The following is a 17,628-nucleotide window of genomic DNA, read 5'->3' as shown; positions in this document are numbered from 1 at the left end:
ATGGGCAGCTACCTGATCCGCCGTTTGCTGTTAGTGATCCCCACCCTGTGGGCCATCATCACCATTAACTTTTTTATTGTGCAAATCGCACCCGGCGGCCCGGTCGATCAGGCCATCGCCGCCATCGAATTTGGTCAGCACGGCGGGATGCCGGGTGCCGGCGACGGCGGGATGGGCGCCAGCCATGCCCGAACCGGCGCAGGGAACATCAGCGAGGGGCACTATCGCGGTGGGCGGGGCCTTGATCCGGAAGTCATCGCCGAGATCACCCACCGCTACGGCTTTGACAAGCCGCTGCACGAGCGTTACCTGAAGATGCTGGGCGATTATCTGCGCTTTGATTTTGGCGACAGCCTGTTTCGCAGCGCCTCAGTACTGCAGCTGATTAAAGACAGCCTGCCGGTCTCGGTGAGCCTCGGACTGTGGAGTACGCTGATTATCTACCTGGTTTCCATTCCGCTGGGTATTCGCAAAGCGGTCAGCAACGGCAGCCGCTTTGACATCTGGAGCAGCACGCTGATTATTATTGGCTATGCGATCCCCGCCTTTCTGTTCGCCATCCTGCTGATCGTGATTTTTGCCGGCGGCAGCTATTTCGACCTCTTCCCGCTGCGCGGTCTGGTCTCACCGAACTTCGACACCCTTCCCTGGTATCAGAAGATCCTCGATTACCTGTGGCACATCACCCTGCCGGTGCTGGCGACGGTGATCGGCGGCTTTGCCGCCCTGACCATGCTGACCAAAAACAGCTTCCTCGATGAGATCCGCAAACAGTATGTGGTCACCGCCCGCGCCAAAGGCGTCGGTGAGAAACAGATCCTCTGGGGACATGTGTTCCGCAACGCCATGCTGCTGGTGATCGCCGGCTTCCCGGCCACCTTTATTAGTATGTTCTTTACCGGTTCGCTGCTGATCGAAGTGATGTTCTCGCTGAACGGCCTGGGTCTGCTGGGCTATGAAGCGACGGTCTCCCGCGACTATCCGGTGATGTTCGGCACGCTCTATATTTTCACTCTGATTGGCCTGCTGCTGAATATCGTCAGCGATATCAGCTATACGCTGGTCGACCCGCGCATTGATTTTGAGGGCCGCTAATGTCTTTCTTCAGTCCCGTTAATCAGGCCCGCTGGGCGCGCTTTCGTCACAACCGTCGCGGCTACTGGTCGCTGTGGCTGTTTTTAATTCTCTTCTTCTGCAGCCTCGGCGCCGAGCTGCTGGCCAACGATCGCCCGCTGCTGGTGCAGTACCGGGGCCAGCTGTATGTTCCGGTGTTAAAAAACTACACCGAGCAAACCTTTGGCGGCGCGTTCGCTACCGCCGCCGACTATCAGGATCCCTGGCTGCAGCACCAGCTGTCCACCCACGGCTGGGCGCTATGGCCGCCGGTGCGCTTCGGCGCCACGACTATTAATTTTGCCAGCACCGTCCCCTTTCCATCACCGCCCTCGGCCAGCAACTGGCTTGGCACCGACGCCAACGGCGGCGATGTGCTGGCGCGGATCCTCTATGGTACGCGCATCTCGGTGCTCTTCGGTCTGCTGCTGACGCTGTTCTCCAGCGTGCTGGGAGTGCTGGCCGGGGCGATACAGGGGTACTATGGCGGCAAAATCGACCTCTGGGGCCAGCGCTTTATCGAAGTCTGGTCCGGGATGCCGACCCTGTTTCTGATCATCCTGCTCTCCAGCGTCGTGCAGCCGGGCTTCTGGTGGTTGCTGGCGATCACCGTCCTTTTTGGCTGGATGACGCTGGTGGGCGTGGTGCGCGCTGAATTTCTTCGCACCCGCAACTACGACTACATCCGGGCGGCGCAGGCGCTCGGGGTCAGCGACCGGCAGATCATCCTGCGGCATATGTTGCCTAACGCAATGGTGGCGACCCTCACCTTCCTGCCTTTTATCTTGTGCAGCTCCATTACCACCCTGACGTCGCTGGATTTTCTCGGCTTCGGTCTGCCGCTTGGCTCCCCCTCTCTCGGCGAGCTGCTGCTGCAGGGAAAAAACAACCTGCAGGCGCCCTGGCTGGGCATTGCCGCGTTTCTCTCCGTCGCCGTACTGCTGACGCTACTGATTTTTATCGGTGAAGCGGTTCGCGACGCCTTTGACCCAAGTAAGGCGGTGTAATATGACCCACCCGCTGTTAGCTATCGACAATCTCTCTATTGCCTTTCGCCAGCAGGGCGAGACGCAGACCGTGGTGCACAATCTGTCGCTCGAGGTGGCAGTTGGTGAGACGCTGGCGCTGGTGGGCGAATCCGGCTCAGGAAAAAGCATCTCCGCGCTGTCGGTGCTGCGACTGCTCCCCACCCCGCCGGCCAGCTACCCCAGCGGCGATATCCGCTTTCATGGCCAGTCGCTGCTGCATGCTGAGGAGTCGACCCTGCGCGGCGTGCGCGGCAACCGGATCGCGATGATCTTTCAGGAGCCAATGGTGTCGCTCAACCCCCTGCATACCCTGGAAAAACAGCTCTATGAGGTGCTGTCGTTACACCGGGGAATGCGCAAAGAGGCGGCGCGCGGGGAGATCCTCGACTGCCTGGAGCGCGTCGGGATCCGTCAGGCGCCGCGGCGGCTGGCGGACTATCCGCATCAGCTCTCCGGCGGCGAGCGCCAGCGGGTGATGATCGCCATGGCGCTGCTGACGCGCCCGGAGTTGCTGATCGCCGACGAACCGACCACCGCCCTGGACGTGTCAGTGCAGGCGCAGATCCTGCAGCTGCTGCGCGAGCTAAAGCGGGAGCTGAACATGGGGTTGCTGTTTATCACCCATAACCTGAGCATTGTCCGTCAGCTGGCTGACCGGGTAGCGGTGATGCAGAACGGCCGCTGTGTGGAACAAAATGACTGTCGGGCGCTGTTCAGCGCGCCGGCACATCCCTACACCCAACGCCTGCTGGATAGCGAACCAGACGGTGAGCCGGTGCCGCTGGCCGTCGATGCCCCGGTGCTGCTGCAGGCGGATGATTTAAACGTGGCATTTCCTGTTCGCAAAGGGATCCTGCGCCGGGTGGTCGATCACCATCGGGTGGTCAACAGCCTCAGTTTTCAGCTACGCGCCGGCGAGACGCTGGGCCTGGTGGGCGAATCGGGATCGGGAAAAAGCACCACCGGTCTGGCGCTGCTGCGCCTGATCTCATCCGAGGGAAAGATAACTTTTGCCGGCCAGCCGATTCAGGGGCGTAACCGTCGACAGCTGCTGCCGCTGCGCCGACAAATGCAGGTGGTTTTTCAGGATCCGAACTCGTCGCTCAATCCGCGCCTGACGGCGCAGCAGATCATTGAGGAAGGCTTGCGCGTCCACCAGCCGACGCTGACGGCAGCCGAACGCGAACAGGCAGTGATCCTTGCCATGCAGGAGGTTGGGCTCGACCCGGCCAGCCGCCAGCGCTACCCGGCGGCGTTCTCCGGTGGCCAGCGGCAGCGTATCGCCATCGCCAGAGCGTTGATCGTCAAGCCGCAGCTGATCGTCCTCGACGAGCCGACCTCATCACTGGATAAAACCGTTCAGGCGCAGATCCTGCACCTGCTGAAAGCGTTACAGCAAAAGCATCAGCTGGCCTATATTTTTATCAGTCATGATTTACGCGTAGTGCGGGCGCTGTGTCATCAGGTGATGGTGCTGCGTCAGGGAGAGGTGGTTGAACAGGGCGAGTGCCAGTCCGTCTTCAGCGCACCCCGGCACGAATATACCCGCCAGCTGCTGGCGCTGAGCTGACGGTCAGAAGGGGTTGTTGCCGGAGAAGGGCTCGGCGATGGCCACGCCAAAATTTTTCAGACGACAGGTGGCGGCGAATTCATCCTGCAGGTTAACGAACAGGCAGGGTTCGCCTTCGCACTCAAGGACGGAACAGTCGACTTCGATGTCGCTTAACGCCTGGCTGAGCTTATGCATAACCGGCCAGGCTTTTTCACCGTCCGGACTCAGCAGTTTCAGGGCAACGAGGCTGTTCTCGTTCTGCGCGCCGTTTTGCGGAATCGGTTCAACTCTGGAACCCGCAAAACCGGCCAGCCAGCGATAGCTCTGCGGCAGACGGTGTACGATAGAGAGTTGTTGTGTATTCACGTGGTTTCCCCGGAAGCAAAAGGCTTCACAATAAATTTACATCAATATTAACACACTGTTGACAAATAGTCCTGCCTTGACGCAGAAAACGTTTACAGCCGCGGCGGGCCAGGGTTAAGCACTTATAATCCAGCGCGTTATTTTTATACCCGGCGAGCCGATTGGCGCTATATGTACCCGTTTCTGTGATCCAAAACAACTTTTTTATCGCAACAATGCGACTTTTTACACTAATTGATTTTACATAAAGGAAACAAATCGCAGAACCCTGAAGCTCATTCTGGTTGACATGTATCAAGAAAGGGGCGATTTCGCCCCTGAAAATGTGACCTAGTGTGCGATTTTTCGCCGACGGGAAGCGTAAAGCGAGAAGAAAATAGAACAGGTTGCGCAGAAGGCAATAGAGATCAGCATTGGCCAGGCGGTGGTAAACGTCGCCATCGACAGCAGCGCGCCAATGATCGCCCCGATACCAAAACGAAACGTTCCGGCCAGTGACGAAGCGGTGCCGGCCATATGCGGAAACTCATCGAGGATCACCGCCATGGCGTTAGACGACACCATCGATACGCAGCCGACAAAGGCCGCCACGCCGATCACCAGCGACCAGAAGCCGACGTCCAGCAGCGCGCAAACCACCATCCATACCGCCATGGCAAACTGGATCCACAGCCCGGCGCGGAACATGCGCAACGCCCCCACCCGCCGCACAAACCGGCTGTTGAACATGGTCATCAGGAACAGGAAAACAATGTTCAGCGCAAAATAGTAACCAAAGTGCTGAGGCGCAACGTGGTTAATATTGATATAGACGAAAGGCCCGGCACTGAGGAAAGAGAACATGCCGGCGAAGCTAAAGCCGCTCGCCAGCATATAGCTCAGCACCCGCTTGTGACGGAACAGGGTGGCAAAATTACCCAGCGTGGTGCGCAGATGGAACGGCTGACGCCTGTCAGCTGGCAGCGTTTCGCGGATAAACAGGCCGATCATCAGCGAGGCCAGCAGGGCCACCAGCGCGAGGATCCAGAAGATGGCATGCCAGCTAAACCAGACCAGCACCGCCCCGCCGACCATCGGCGCCACCAGCGGCGCAATGGTCGTCACCAGCATGACAAACGACATCATCCGTGAAAACTCATCTTTCGGATAGATATCGCGCATAAGGGCGTTGATCACCACGCTGGCGGCCGCGGCCGCCAGACCGTGGAAGAAACGCATGACAATGAGCATATCGATGGTCTGCGAAAGGGCGCAGGCCACCGCCGCCGCGGCGAACACCAGCGTCCCGCCGAGGATCACCGGTTTGCGACCAAGGCTGTCTGCCATCGGCCCGTACAGCAGCTGACCCAGCGCAAAGCCCAGGATATAGGTGCTGAGCGTCATCTGCGCGCTGCCGTCCGGGACGTTGTACTGGGCGGCGATCACCGGCAGCGCCGGAAGATACATATCGATCGACAGCGGCATCAGCATGGCCAGCAGGCCGAGGATAAACACAATTCCCAGAGAAGAATTCTGCTTCACTGTCACGTTTTACTCCGTGCCTGCGGGGCGCCTACGCTGGCGATTTCCGTTTCCGTCAGCGGACGATATTCACCCGGCGCCAGCGCGTCATCCAGCAGGATATCGCCGATGCGCTCCCGGTGCAGGCCAACCACATGGTTGCCCACGGCGGCGAACATGCGTTTCACCTGATGGTAGCGCCCTTCGCTGATGGTCAGGCGCACTTCGGTCGGGGTGATCACTTCCAGCACTGCCGGCTTAGTGAGATCTTTTTCATTGTGCAACTGGACGCCTTTGGCAAACAGCTCTGCGGTCCCTTCCGCCAGCGGGCTTTCCAGCTCCACCAGGTAGGTTTTTTCACAATGGTGGCGCGGCGAGGTAATGCGGTGCGACCACTGGCCGTCATCGGTCATCAGCACCAGCCCGGTGGTGTCGATATCCAGGCGCCCGGCGGCGTGCAGCTTGTGCGCCACCGGCTCATCGAGGAAATAAAGGATAGTAGGATGATCGGGATCGTCGGTGGAACAGACGTAACCCTGCGGCTTGTTCAGCATAAAATAACGGGGGCCGTTCTGCTGGGTCAGCGTATTGCCATCATATTCCACCTCGTGCTCTGGCTGGAGCTTAAAAGAGGCATCTTTCACAATGTCGCCGTCCACGGTAACACGGCTGCCGCGGATTTCACGCCCGGCAATAGCCCGGCTGACGCCAAGCTGCTGAGCGATAAACTTATCAAGTCGCATGAATTTTTTTAGCCTGTAATAGTGCTGGAGCGGGCAACTCGCCCGAAAAAGAAGAATTTCACTGGCTAGTATAACGGGCTCTTAACACCACTCAAGGGAAAAGATTCATGGCATACTATTCGCGAGTTAATTAGCCCCGTGAATTCATGACTTTTACATTACGCCCCTATCAACAAGAAGCCGTCGATGCCACCCTCGCCTGGTTTCGTCGCCATACCGAGCCGGCGGCCATTGTCCTGCCCACCGGCGCGGGCAAAAGCCTGGTGATTGCCGAGCTTGCCCGGCTGGCACGCGGCCGCGTGCTGGTGCTGGCCCACGTCAAAGAGCTGGTGGCGCAGAACCATGCGAAATACTGCGCCCTTGGCCTCGAGGCGGATATCTTTGCCGCTGGTCTGCAGCGTAAAGAAAGCCACGGCAAAGTGGTGTTCGGCAGCGTGCAGTCGGTGGCGCGCAACCTCGATCAGTTTCACAGTGAATTTTCGCTGCTCATCGTCGATGAATGCCACCGTATCAGCGATGACGACGACAGCCAGTATCAACAGATCATAAGCCACCTGCGGCAGGTGAATCCTCAGCTCCGGCTGCTCGGCCTGACGGCTACCCCGTTCCGCCTCGGCAAGGGTTGGATCTATCAGTTTCACTACCACGGCATGGTACGTGGCGATGAGAAAGCACTGTTTCGCGACTGCATCTATGAGCTGCCGCTGCGCTATATGATTAAGCACGGCTACCTGACGCCGCCGGAACGCCTTGATATGCCGGTGGTGCAGTACGATTTCAGCCGTCTGCAGGCGCAAAGCAACGGCCTGTTCAGCGAAGCCGATCTTAACCACGAACTGAAAAAACAGCAGCGCATAACACCGCATATCGTCAGCCAGATCGTGGAGTTCGCCGAAAGCCGTAAAGGGGTGATGATCTTCGCCGCCACCGTGGAACACGCCCGGGAAGTAACCGGTCTGCTGCCGGCGGCGCAAGCCGCGCTGATCACCGGGGAAACGCCTGGACCAGAGCGGGATCGCATTATCGAGGCGTTTAAAGCGCAGGAGTATCGCTATCTGGTGAACGTCGCGGTGTTGACTACCGGCTTCGACGCCCCGCACGTTGACCTGATCGCCATCCTCCGCCCCACCGAGTCGGTGAGTCTTTACCAACAGATCGTTGGCCGCGGCCTGCGCCTGGCGCCGGGCAAAACCGACTGCCTGATCCTCGACTACGCCGGCAACCCGCATGACCTGTACGCCCCGGAAGTGGGGACGCCGAAGGGGAAAAGTGACAACGTGCCGGTGCAGGTCTTCTGCCCGGCCTGTGGTTTCGCCAACACCTTCTGGGGCAAAACCACCGCCGACGGCACCTTGATTGAGCATTTTGGCCGCCGCTGCCAGGGCTGGTTTGAAGATGATGACGGCCACCGCGAACAGTGCGACTTCCGCTTTCGCTTCAAAAACTGCCCGCAGTGCAACGCGGAAAACGATATCGCCGCCCGCCGCTGCCGCGAGTGCGACACGATTTTGGTCGACCCGGACGATATGCTGAAGGCGGCGCTGAAGCTAAAGGACGCGCTGGTGCTGCGCTGCAGCGGCATGGCTATGCAGCACGGTAGCGACGAGAAAGGCCCGTGGCTGAAAATCACCTACTATGATGAGGACGGCGCCGACGTGAGTGAGCGCTTCCGTCTGCTAACGCCCGCCCAGCGTACCGCCTTTGAGCAGTTGTTTATCCGCCCGCATACTCGTACGCCGGGCGTGCCGTTACGCTGGATAACCCCGGCGGATATCATTGCCCAGCAGGCGCTGCTGCGCCATCCTGACTTTGTCGTCGCCCGAATGAAGGGGCAATACTGGCAGGTGCGGGAAAAAGTTTTCGATTATCAGGGCCGTTTCCGTCGCGCCAATGAGCTGCGTTAATCCGCCAAAAACTGAGGTTTTGATTGCCGCTGTGCCGATTGGCGGCTATAATGCCGCCCGCTTTTGCATTCGCAAAGCAGATAATCTGCCTGCAGCTGGGTCGCCTGTTGCAGGCTTTATATATAGAGAGACATCAATGTTTACTATCAACGCAGAAGTACGTAAAGAGCAGGGTAAGGGTGCGAGCCGCCGCCTGCGCGCAGCTAACAAGTTCCCGGCAATCATCTACGGTGGCGAAGCTGCTCCGGTTGCTATCGAACTGGATCACGACAAACTGTGGAACATGCAGGATAAAGCTGAATTTTACGGCGAAGTTGTGACCCTCGTTATCGATGGCAAAGAAGAGAAAGTTAAAGTTCAGGCTGTTCAGCGTCACGCTTTCAAGCCGAAACTGACCCACATCGACTTCGTTCGCGCGTAATCGCCGATAGCAAGTTGTATGGCAAACGCCCTGGTGTCTTCTGACCCGGGGCGTTTTGTTATCGGCGCCGCCAAAGTTCCGGCGCCTCGTCCACGAGGTCGCTCAGCATCCGGTGCTTATTCATGCCGGGCAGCCAGAGCATCACCATGGTCACGTTCAGTCCCTGACTGCCGACCTCGGTAGCTATTTCAGCAACCCCCTGCCACTCGCCTGGCCGTAAATGTTCCGGTAAAAACCCCCAGCCCATCCCCTGCTCCATCGCATGGCGCAGCAGCGCGATTTCATTCATATACAGCGTATGGCCGGATATCTGTAGCCGGCGGGCGATCTGATCGTCACTGCGCCGGTGCATCACCAGCTGTGGCGTTAGCGATAAATTCAGCAATGTCAGCGGCCGTGCGGCGTCAGTAAACAATCCTTGCGCGGCGTAAAAACGTAAATCAACGGTGCCCAGCGCCCGCCACTCCATTTCGCTGCCCAGCGTACGATTATTAGCCTGGCAAATGGCCATATCCGCGATGCCCTCGCTCAGCGCCTGCTCGGCTTCGCGCCGCGAGGCGCTCCAGCAGCTTAAACGGATCTGCCGCCGGGCAAGCGTATCAGCCAGCAAACAGAGAAATTCACGCGGCACGAAGGGATCGTACACCAGACGTAACGCCTGCCAGGCCGTTTGCGGCAGCGTTTGCGCAAAAGACTCGAAAGCCTGCGCCTGACGCAACAGCAGGTGTGCCTGGCGAAAAAGCTGCTCGCCTTCGGCGGTTAGCGTCAGGCTACGCCCTTCACGGCTGAACAGCCGGTAGCCCAGCGCATCTTCCAGATAGTCCAGCAGATCGCGAAGCGTGGTCCGGTCTTTAGCTAAACGAATGGCCGCCTGCGACAGGCTGCCAGTTTCGGCGATGGTGGCGAAGGCCTCAATCTGTGCGAAAGAATACTGCAGGGTTTTCATCCCTCTCTCCCTTGCGGGGGAAAATCCCCCATTTGCTGATTTTAGCCTTCGCGAGCCGATTTATATACTGCGCAGCGAAACTATGGCAAACGAGGAAATGAAAATGATAAAAAAACCACTGGCTCTGGCGTTAATTTTGGCGGCGCTGCCGGCGGCGGCGATGGCGCAAAACTGCGGCGACCTGACGCTGGATGTCTGCCCCACCCCTTACGACCAAACGCTACCCGCGGCCAAAGACATGCTCACCTGGGATCAGGCGTCACGCGTCGTTGGCTTTCGTAACGACTATCGCAATTATGCCGGAGACGTCTTCCGCCACGGCGCAGCGGTCCCGCTGGAGCGTGCTGAAAAGCCACTGACCCACGCCAGCTATACCCTCAACGGCCACACCTGGACGCTACAGGATTACCTGAAGCGCGAGAACGTCAGCGGCATGCTGGTGCTGAAAGACGGCAAAGTCGCCTGGAAATACCTTGGCAACGGCAACACCGATACCACGCTGTGGACCTCGCGATCGGTGGGCAAATCGGTCGTCTCAACGCTGGTGGGCATCGCCATTCAACAGGGGAAAATCCACTCCCTCGATGACCTGATTACCGTTTATGAACCCGAACTGAAAGGCACCGCCTGGGACGGCGTAACGCTCAAGCAGCTCATTCAACATACCAGCGGCGTGGACTGGAATGAAGATTACACCAACCCGCAGTCGCACTTTGCCCGCCTGACCCAATGTGAAGCACAGCCCGGCGCCTATGACTGCGTACGTAAAATTGTGTCGACGCTGTCGCGTAAACACCCGGCAGGCGAGCAGTGGTCCTACTCTTCCGGCGGCGCCTGGTTGCTGGGCGATGTGCTGGAACGCGCGACCGGTATGTCGCTGGCCGCCTGGCTTGAGCAGTCGCTGTGGCAGCCTGCGGGTATGGCCCACGATGGCGTATGGCATGCTTATCAGCAAGGGAAGCATGATGTTGGCGCCCACGGCTTTAACGCCACCCTCGAAGACTGGGGCCGCTTTGGCGAGTTTGTCGCCCGCGATGGTCGGTTAAGCAACGGCAAACAGCTGGTGCCCGCTGGCTGGTTCGACCAGGCCGCAAGCTGGACAAAAGCGCTGAACTCGGTTTCAGCAGCGCATCCGCAAGGTATCTACGGCTATCAGTGGTGGAACAACGCCATTCCGGCCAATGCGCAACACGTACAGCCGACGCCGCAGGAAGGACTGCAGGGCTCGCTGTGGGCGCTGGGGATCTATGGCCAGGTGATCATGGTGAACCGCGCGGAACATCTGGTGATCGTCCAGTGGTCGACCTGGCCGCAGGCGGAACCGTCCTTCAACGCCCAGCCGCTGGAAGCGGCGCTGATGTACAGCGCCATTGCCCGCGAATTGCGCTAATCTCCCCTGCTCCTTGCCGCTTAGCTGGCGAGGAGCGTATCGGCATTCAGCGCCAGATGCTGCAACAGCATTATCGTTTTCGCATCCATGATCTCGCCATCGCGAATAGCCTGCAGCGCCCGCGCCAGCGGCCACTCCAGCACTTCAATATCCTCACCTTCTGCCGCCAACCCGCCGCCGTCGCCCCGACGGTCATCGGCCTGATATTCCGCGATAAAAAAGTAGAGCTTCTCGGTCACGGAGCCTGGACTCATAAAGACAGTGAAGACGGGTTCGACCCGCGTCACGCGAAAGCCGGTCTCCTCTTCCGCTTCGGCAACGATCCGCGCCTCCGGCGAGGCGTTATCCAGCAGCCCGGCGGCAGCCTCAATCAGATACCCATCATGACCGTGGGTAAATACCGGAAATCGGAACTGGCGCGTCAGGACCACCGTCCGCTTCTCACGGTTATAGAGTAAAATGACCGCGCCGTTGCCGCGATCATAGGCTTCCCGGCTCTGCTCCTGCCAGCAACCGTCCCGGCGCAGCAGTTCAAAAGTATATTTTTTCAGGGTGTACCAGTTGTCAGAGAGCAGCGTCTCGCGAACGTGGCGGACGTGCGGTGCGTGAGTTTGCATGTTATATCCCCTTTGAGATGACAGCTGGCACCATAACATGCATAATCAGGCACAAACAAGATCATTCGTGAAGGAAAAATCATGCTCGCCAGTCAGAGAAAACAGCAGATCCTCCAGATCCTCACCGAGGAAAAACAGGTGATGTCCGGGGAGCTAAGCCAGCGGTTCAACGTCTCCGAGGACTCCATTCGCCGCGATCTGCGCGAGCTGGCGGCGGAAGGAAAACTGCAGCGGGTCCACGGCGGCGCACTGCCGGTTTCTGCCGCTATTGCGCCTATTGAAACGCGCAAAAGCGTGCAGATCGCCTCCAAGCAGGCGGTCGCCCGCGCCGCCGCTGCGCTGATCCAGCCTGGACAGGTGGTGATTGTCGATGGCGGCACCACCACTGCAGCAATGATCGGCTTTTTACCTGCGGAACTGAACTGTACGGTGGTCACCCACAGCCCCGGCATCGCCGTGGCGCTGGTGGACCACCCGCGAATCGAGGTGATCCTGCTCGGGGGCAAAGTGTTTAAACATTCGGTCGTCGCTGTGGGCGCCGAGACGCTGGCGGGTATGGCGCGGATCAATGCCGATCTGTTCTTTATGGGGGTGACCGGCATCCACCCGCGGGCAGGTTTCACTACCGGTGATTATGAAGAAGCGGGCATCAAACGCGCACTGGCGGCCAGAGCGGCGGAAACCGTGGTGATGGCGTCCCGGGAGAAGCTCAACGCCGCGTCAGCCTTTGCCATCGGCGAACTGAACCTCGCCAGTACGCTTATCGTCGACGGTGAACCCGACGCCGCGCTGCGCCAGCAGCTGGTGCAGTGCGGCGTGGAGATCATCCCCGTTCAGCGATAGCGCCGACAGGGCATGGGGTTTAATTGCCGCCGGACGTCCGGCGCTGCAGCTGGTCGCGCAGGTTCGGCGGGGTGCCCTTAATGGTCAGGGTATCGGTGGCGGGATCCCAGAATACGCGTTCACCTAACAGCATGGCGTCGAAGTTAATGGTCAATCCGCCGCCGCTGCCGGCAAACTTGGTCAGCTGGCGTAAGGTGCTGCGATCCGCCGGGAAGCTCTCTTCCAGCTCATAGCCCTGCGCGGCAGTGAATTCCTGGAAGCTCTTTTCGCTGACGCCGGCGAGCTCTTTGGACAGCGACTCCAGCTCAATCTCTTCCCCGGCCTGCAGCTGTTCGTTACAGTACGCGTAGACCTGCTGACGCACATTCTGTCGCTCGGATTTATCAAGCTGAGCATCGGCGGCGAAGTCATCCACCGCCTGCAGCAGGCCGCGGTTCTGCGCTTTGGCGTTAAGCCCTTCGCTGGCGCCGAGGAAATCCATAAAGAAATCGGCCACTTTGCGCCCTACCCGCCCTTTCAGGAAGGTCAGATAGCGGGTCGACTCCGGGTTGGTTTCCCACTCGGTTAAATCGATGCGCGCGACGATATCAGCATGGTTAATATCCAGGTAATGGGTCGAGCGGATATCCAGCTCCTCGTTGACGCGCATACTGCTCAGGTTATTGAGCACCGCCACCAGCAGATACTCGACCGCCAGGTAACGATACTGGCAGAAGAGGACAATGCCCCCTTCGGCGAACGGGTATTTCGCCAGTTCATCGCGCAGACGACCAGTCGCCGCGCGGCTGAACGCCAGAAACTCTTCTTCCCCCTGACGCTGCAGACGCAGCGCCTGCGCCAGTTCACTCTCTTCATTGAACAGGCCATAGGCTTTGCTTTTGGCGCTATAGACCCGGTGCAGTTCAGCCATCATCTCGACGACCGTCGCATTCGGCTCCAGCAGTGACTCGCGCAGCACCAGCTCCAGATTTTGTTCATCACGTTTGATTAACTGATGCAGGGCAATCTGGTCGATATCCAGACTCATGTTAAACTCTCCTTTTAGACCGGGCGGTATTCAACCACCGCCGGGTTGCCGACGCAACTGGCGCCACACATTTCGACGTTGTTACCGACGATCGGTGCGCTTTTGCGTCGCGGCGAAAAAATGCGGAAAAAAAGCTGCTGCTACGGTAATATGTTGCCCTTTCACGAACAAACAGATTTTGAGTTTATGCCGCAAATTTCCCGCTATAGCGATCAACAGGTCGAACAGTTGCTCAGCGAGCTAACGAACGTCCTGGAATCACACAAAGCCCCGGTTGACCTTTCACTGATGGTGTTAGGCAATATGGTGACCAACCTGATCAACAGTAGCGTCGCGCCGGCGCAGCGTCAGGCCATCGCCCGTTCTTTCGCGCAGGCTTTGCAGTCTTCCATTAACGACGATCCGGCGCATTAAGGATAACAGCAACAGTATATGGTGACTCTACGTCAGCCCTACCGAGAAAAAGTCTCCCAGATGGTCAGCTGGGGGCACTGGTTCGCCCTGTTCAACATGTTGTTGGCCATGGTGCTCGGCAGCCGCTATCTTTTTGTCGCCGACTGGCCGACGACGCTTGCCGGACGGCTTTTTTCGTACGTCAGTCTCGTCGGACACTTCAGCTTCCTGGTGTTTACCAGCTATGTGCTGATCCTCTTCCCGTTGACCTTTATCGTGGTCTCGCAGCGCCTGATGCGCTTCCTGTCGGTGATCCTTGCCACCGCCGGGATGACGCTGCTGCTGATAGATAGCGAGGTCTTCACCCGCTTCCATCTTCACTTAAACCCGGTCGTCTGGGAGCTGGTCATCAACCCTGACCAGAATGAGATGGCGCGCGACTGGCAGCTGATGTTTATCAGCGTCCCGGTCATCTTTTTGATTGAAATGCTCTTCGCCACCTGGAGCTGGCAGAAACTGCGCAGCCTGACGCGCCGCCGTCATTACGCCCGCCCGGTCGCCTGGTTCTTCTTTCTGTCGTTTATCAGCAGCCACCTGGTCTATATCTGGGCGGATGCCAACTTCTATCGCCCGATCACGATGCAGCGGGCGAATCTGCCGCTCTCTTATCCGATGACCGCCCGCCGTTTCCTCGAGAAACATGGCCTGCTCGACGCCCAGGATTATCAGCGTCGTCTGGTGGAGCAAGGGGCGCCGGAGGCGGTATCGGTCCAGTATCCGCTCAGCAACCTGCGCTACCGTGATCTCGGCGCGGGCTACAACGTGCTGCTGATCACCGTCGACAACCTGAACTATTCGCGGTTTGAAAAGACCATGCCGGCGCTGGCGGCGTTCGCCAAAGAGAACGTCAATTTTACCCAGCATATGAGTTCGGGTAATACCGCCGACAGCGGCCTGTTTGGCCTGTTCTACGGTATTTCACCAGGCTATATGGACGGTGTCCTCTCGGCGCGTATTCCCGCCGCGTTGATCACCGCCCTCAACCAGCAGGGCTACCAGCTGGGCCTGTTCTCCTCCGATGGGTTTAGCAGCCCGCTCTATCGCCAGGCGCTGCTCTCCGACTTCTCGCTACCGAGCGCGAAGACTCAGAGCGACGAACAGACGGCCAATCAGTGGATCGGCTGGCTGGACCGTTACGCGCAGGATGAGAATCGCTGGTTCTCGTGGATCTCGCTCAACGGCACCACCCTCGACGACACGCAGCAACAGGGCTTTGTCCGCCGTTACAGCAAGGCGGCAGGTGATGTTGACGCCCAAATTGATCGGGTGCTGACCGCGCTACGCGCAGCCGGCAAGCTCGACAACACGGTGGTGATTATCACTGGCGGCCACGGCAAGCCGCTTAACGTCAAACACGACTCGTTCGACTGGTCGCGCGAGCAGTTGCAGGTGCCGCTGGTTATTCACTGGCCGGGCACGCCGGCGCAGGAAATTGCCACGCTGACCGATAACAAAGATGTAATGACCACGCTGATGCAGCGCCTGCTCCACGTTTCGACGCCAGCCAATGAGTACTCGCAGGGTGAAGATCTGTTCAGCGCCGCACGACGTCGGAACTGGGTCACCGCGGCCAACGGCGATACGCTGGCCATTACCACCCCGACCATCACCGTGGTCCTCAACCATAACGGCACCTATACCACCTGGAGCCGCGACGGCGAGAAAATTAAAGATCAGAAACCGCAGCTCAGCCTGTTGCTGCAGGTCCTGACTGACGAAAAACGCTTTATCGCTAACTGATTGATTAATTATGAATCAATCGCGCGCGACCCGCTTGCATTCGCTCGGGGAACGGGTAATATTGTTCCCCACGCGTCGGCACGTAGCGCAGCCTGGTAGCGCACCGTCATGGGGTGTCGGGGGTCGGAGGTTCAAATCCTCTCGTGCCGACCAAATCATTCACCGGTAAGTTTTGTTAACGACCGGTAACCCTACAGAAACCCGCACTCTCTCCGAGTTTGCGGGTTTTTTGTTGCCTGTTTTCCGTCGAATTTAAACGGGATCTTCAGGCATATTCCCCCTGGCATGTCGAATGACCAATGCCTGAACTTGTCCTGCTCCCCGTGGATTAATAGACGACGTTAGCGATCCGGCTGGGCGACCGTTCTCATGCAGCCTTAAGCCGTGCCTTTAAGCGCATCGCCGGAAAAGCGCCGGGTGCTGCACGGCCAGTGGCGGGAAGAAGGGGTTTAGCGCTGTCCCAGTTCACGGGTACGCCTGACCGCCGCCAGTACGCTGCGCTGAAGGCCTGCGGCAAAGTCACTGTTGTTCAGCTCATACAGAGCGTGGATCCCGACTCCCGCCGGTGAATTATTGATATCCAGAAGCTGACGCGGATGCTTCTGGCTTTGGCGCAGCATCTCGACCGCGCCGAGGAGGTTCTCCAGCACCACCTCCGTCGCCTGAGGCCGCGACAGCCCCGCCAGTACGCCGGCATCGGTAAGCGACTCAATAAAGTAGTAAATATAGTTAGGCCCCGCGACGCCAAAACCGGTAAAGACATCGATCAACCGCTCTGGCAAATACAGCACTTTGCCAAAACCGCGCAGAAACGGCTCGATCTCAGCCGCGCTGGCGTGGGCGTTTAAGGTTACGCCGCTATAGCCAAATCCGGTATCGGTCAGGGTATTGGGGATCGTCCTGGCAATCGGCGTTGTCTCACCAAACAGGGAGGCCAGCTTTTCCAGGGTCACTCCCGCGATCAGAGAAACCACCGTCGTCGAGCCGTTTAGCTGGGCGCGCACGCGGCTCGCCACCGCCGCCAGATCGTCCTGCGGACGGATCCCCAGCACCAGCAAAGAGGCCTCGCTTAAGCCACCGTCGCCCGACAACCGATAGCGGGAGTGCAAAGCCTCGATTCGCGCGCTGTCGATATCCTCCAGCGAGATCGCGTCCGCCCGCAGCGTACCGTTGCTTAATGACGCGCGAATAATCGCCTCCGTCATCTGTCCGGCACCAATAAAATGGACCTTTGCCATAGTTTTACTCCTTATTCAAAACGCTATTCGTCGTGACCAACACCGAAGCGCCGGCCTTGTCGCGCCGGGTCGGCAACGCGAATCCCCGTTCCGTCAGTGGGATAAATCCGTCCGTCAACGTCGCCGTCAACCGTGGTGAGCTTTTGCCCGCTCAGTGCCTGAATCGCCGCTTCTGGCTGATTAATAAACTGGTTGCGTGGCCCCCACTTAAGGTTGCCATTCCGCCTCATGCGACTCTGACTGATAAAAACGCAGCCGACAGGCGGCATCACCGCGAGCCAGCGCGGTCTGCACCTCTAAACGCAGCCCCGGAAACGCGTCGGTTAACGCATGATCGCCTTCCATGCAGATATCGCATAGCGTCTCAATTTCGCTGGCGCCCCGCCCCTGCTGCCGCCAGCAGTTAACGTAAGGACAGTAGTGAAACAGGACGATAAATTCAGCCCGGCTGGCGCTAACGGGCTCCATCTCATAAACCTGAGATTCCAGACCGCGGGTAAACAGCCCGGCAAACTCCTGCAAATCCTGGCGATCGCGCATTTGCGCACGCAGCTTATGCCCGATATCGCGGCCATAGTGACGTATGGCTTCACGCGCAAAATCATCCGCGATATGACGTTGTCGGCTTTCGTCCAACAGGTAACCGATGGTAGCCGCGCGTTTTTCAGTAATGGCGCGCAGCGCCAGGGTCACCTCATCGTTTAAGGTGGCGGCGTTATGCGCCGGCTCCGAGCTTATTTGCGTCAT

The 17,628-nt window shown here is 58.7% G+C and carries 17 protein-coding genes, 1 tRNA gene and 1 pseudogene; 11 read left to right on the top strand and 8 right to left on the bottom strand.

Annotated features, from left to right (window positions below; translation table 11 throughout):
• The 3 genes from DTA24_RS08740 to yejF are packed head-to-tail and all read left to right on the top strand — an operon-like array spanning position 1 to position 3,711.
• The gene (locus DTA24_RS08740; protein ID WP_008804006.1) at positions 1-1,095 is read left to right on the top strand and encodes a microcin C ABC transporter permease YejB; all 1,095 of its coding nucleotides are present in this window, start codon (positions 1-3) and stop codon (positions 1,093-1,095) included.
• Entirely contained in the window at positions 1,095-2,120 is a 1,026-nt protein-coding gene (locus DTA24_RS08735; protein ID WP_012967542.1) for a microcin C ABC transporter permease, read from the top strand. Before DTA24_RS08740 ends, DTA24_RS08735 begins: the two co-directional genes overlap by 1 nt.
• 1 nt (position 2,121) lies before the next feature.
• Complete coding sequence (gene yejF, locus DTA24_RS08730; protein WP_123836728.1) at positions 2,122-3,711, top strand: microcin C ABC transporter ATP-binding protein YejF; 1,590 nt, start codon at positions 2,122-2,124, stop codon at positions 3,709-3,711.
• Between the two features lie 3 nt (positions 3,712-3,714).
• Here the strand turns inward: yejF and DTA24_RS08725 are convergent, their stop codons facing one another.
• The 3 genes from DTA24_RS08725 to rsuA form a co-directional block, all read right to left on the bottom strand.
• On the bottom strand, positions 3,715-4,059 hold the full coding sequence (locus tag DTA24_RS08725) for a YejG family protein (RefSeq protein ID WP_002912974.1): 345 nt from the start codon (positions 4,057-4,059) through the stop codon (positions 3,715-3,717).
• Positions 4,060-4,389: 330 nt separating this feature from the next.
• Positions 4,390-5,586 carry a Bcr/CflA family multidrug efflux MFS transporter gene (locus tag DTA24_RS08715; protein WP_008804003.1) on the bottom strand — a complete coding sequence of 399 codons (1,197 nt, stop codon included), beginning with the start codon at positions 5,584-5,586 and terminating at the stop codon, positions 4,390-4,392.
• Positions 5,583-6,302, bottom strand: a complete 720-nt coding sequence (gene rsuA / locus DTA24_RS08710) for a 16S rRNA pseudouridine(516) synthase RsuA (protein WP_008804002.1) — start codon at positions 6,300-6,302, stop codon at positions 5,583-5,585. Before rsuA ends, DTA24_RS08715 begins: the two co-directional genes overlap by 4 nt.
• Positions 6,303-6,448: 146 nt before the next feature.
• Between rsuA and DTA24_RS08705 the strand changes: the two genes are divergently transcribed.
• Positions 6,449-8,206 carry a DEAD/DEAH box helicase gene (locus DTA24_RS08705; RefSeq protein WP_123836727.1) on the top strand — a complete coding sequence of 586 codons (1,758 nt, stop codon included), beginning with the start codon at positions 6,449-6,451 and terminating at the stop codon, positions 8,204-8,206.
• Between the two features lie 136 nt (positions 8,207-8,342).
• On the top strand, positions 8,343-8,627 hold the full coding sequence (gene rplY, locus DTA24_RS08700) for a 50S ribosomal protein L25 (protein ID WP_008804000.1): 285 nt from the start codon (positions 8,343-8,345) through the stop codon (positions 8,625-8,627).
• 58 nt (positions 8,628-8,685) lie between these two features.
• Here the strand turns inward: rplY and DTA24_RS08695 are convergent, their stop codons facing one another.
• The gene (locus DTA24_RS08695; RefSeq protein WP_008803999.1) at positions 8,686-9,573 is read right to left on the bottom strand and encodes a LysR family transcriptional regulator; all 888 of its coding nucleotides are present in this window, start codon (positions 9,571-9,573) and stop codon (positions 8,686-8,688) included.
• A gap of 103 nt (positions 9,574-9,676) precedes the next feature.
• Between DTA24_RS08695 and DTA24_RS08690 the strand changes: the two genes are divergently transcribed.
• Complete coding sequence (locus tag DTA24_RS08690) at positions 9,677-10,963, top strand: serine hydrolase domain-containing protein (RefSeq protein ID WP_023298008.1); 1,287 nt, start codon at positions 9,677-9,679, stop codon at positions 10,961-10,963.
• A gap of 20 nt (positions 10,964-10,983) precedes the next feature.
• Here DTA24_RS08690 and DTA24_RS08685 read toward each other — a convergent pair whose 3' ends face one another.
• The gene (locus DTA24_RS08685; protein ID WP_016161564.1) at positions 10,984-11,580 is read right to left on the bottom strand and encodes an NUDIX domain-containing protein; all 597 of its coding nucleotides are present in this window, start codon (positions 11,578-11,580) and stop codon (positions 10,984-10,986) included.
• A gap of 81 nt (positions 11,581-11,661) precedes the next feature.
• Between DTA24_RS08685 and DTA24_RS08680 the strand changes: the two genes are divergently transcribed.
• Positions 11,662-12,423, top strand: a complete 762-nt coding sequence (locus tag DTA24_RS08680) for a DeoR/GlpR family DNA-binding transcription regulator (protein WP_023323040.1) — start codon at positions 11,662-11,664, stop codon at positions 12,421-12,423.
• A gap of 19 nt (positions 12,424-12,442) precedes the next feature.
• Here the strand turns inward: DTA24_RS08680 and yejK are convergent, their stop codons facing one another.
• Positions 12,443-13,450, bottom strand: a complete 1,008-nt coding sequence (gene yejK, locus DTA24_RS08675; protein WP_008803995.1) for a nucleoid-associated protein YejK — start codon at positions 13,448-13,450, stop codon at positions 12,443-12,445.
• 186 nt (positions 13,451-13,636) lie between these two features.
• Here yejK and DTA24_RS08665 point away from each other — a divergent pair, with 186 nt between their 5' ends.
• From DTA24_RS08665 to DTA24_RS29050, 4 genes and pseudogenes are all read left to right on the top strand, one after another.
• Positions 13,637-13,864: a YejL family protein gene (locus DTA24_RS08665; protein ID WP_004195346.1), complete on the top strand. Its 228-nt coding sequence runs from the start codon at positions 13,637-13,639 to the stop codon at positions 13,862-13,864.
• 18 nt (positions 13,865-13,882) lie between these two features.
• Complete coding sequence (gene yejM / locus DTA24_RS08660) at positions 13,883-15,643, top strand: LPS biosynthesis-modulating metalloenzyme YejM (RefSeq protein WP_008803994.1); 1,761 nt, start codon at positions 13,883-13,885, stop codon at positions 15,641-15,643.
• Between the two features lie 76 nt (positions 15,644-15,719).
• Positions 15,720-15,796, top strand: a tRNA-Pro gene (locus DTA24_RS08655).
• 188 nt (positions 15,797-15,984) lie between these two features.
• A pseudogene (locus DTA24_RS29050) lies at positions 15,985-16,080 on the top strand (AraC family transcriptional regulator); the annotation flags it as partial.
• A gap of 12 nt (positions 16,081-16,092) precedes the next feature.
• Here DTA24_RS29050 and DTA24_RS08650 read toward each other — a convergent pair.
• Positions 16,093-16,881, bottom strand: coding sequence for a pyrroline-5-carboxylate reductase family protein (locus tag DTA24_RS08650; protein ID WP_008803993.1), 789 nt, complete (start codon positions 16,879-16,881; stop codon positions 16,093-16,095).
• A 207-nt stretch (positions 16,882-17,088) separates the two neighbouring features.
• Positions 17,089-17,628 carry an L-2-amino-thiazoline-4-carboxylic acid hydrolase gene (locus tag DTA24_RS08645; RefSeq protein WP_008803992.1) on the bottom strand — a complete coding sequence of 180 codons (540 nt, stop codon included), beginning with the start codon at positions 17,626-17,628 and terminating at the stop codon, positions 17,089-17,091.

The sequence above is a fragment of the Klebsiella sp. P1CD1 genome, assembly GCF_003790505.1.
GTDB lineage: Bacteria > Pseudomonadota > Gammaproteobacteria > Enterobacterales > Enterobacteriaceae > Klebsiella > Klebsiella variicola.
Note: the sequence above shows the minus strand (reverse complement) of the source record. Positions and strands in the feature narration are given on the sequence as shown.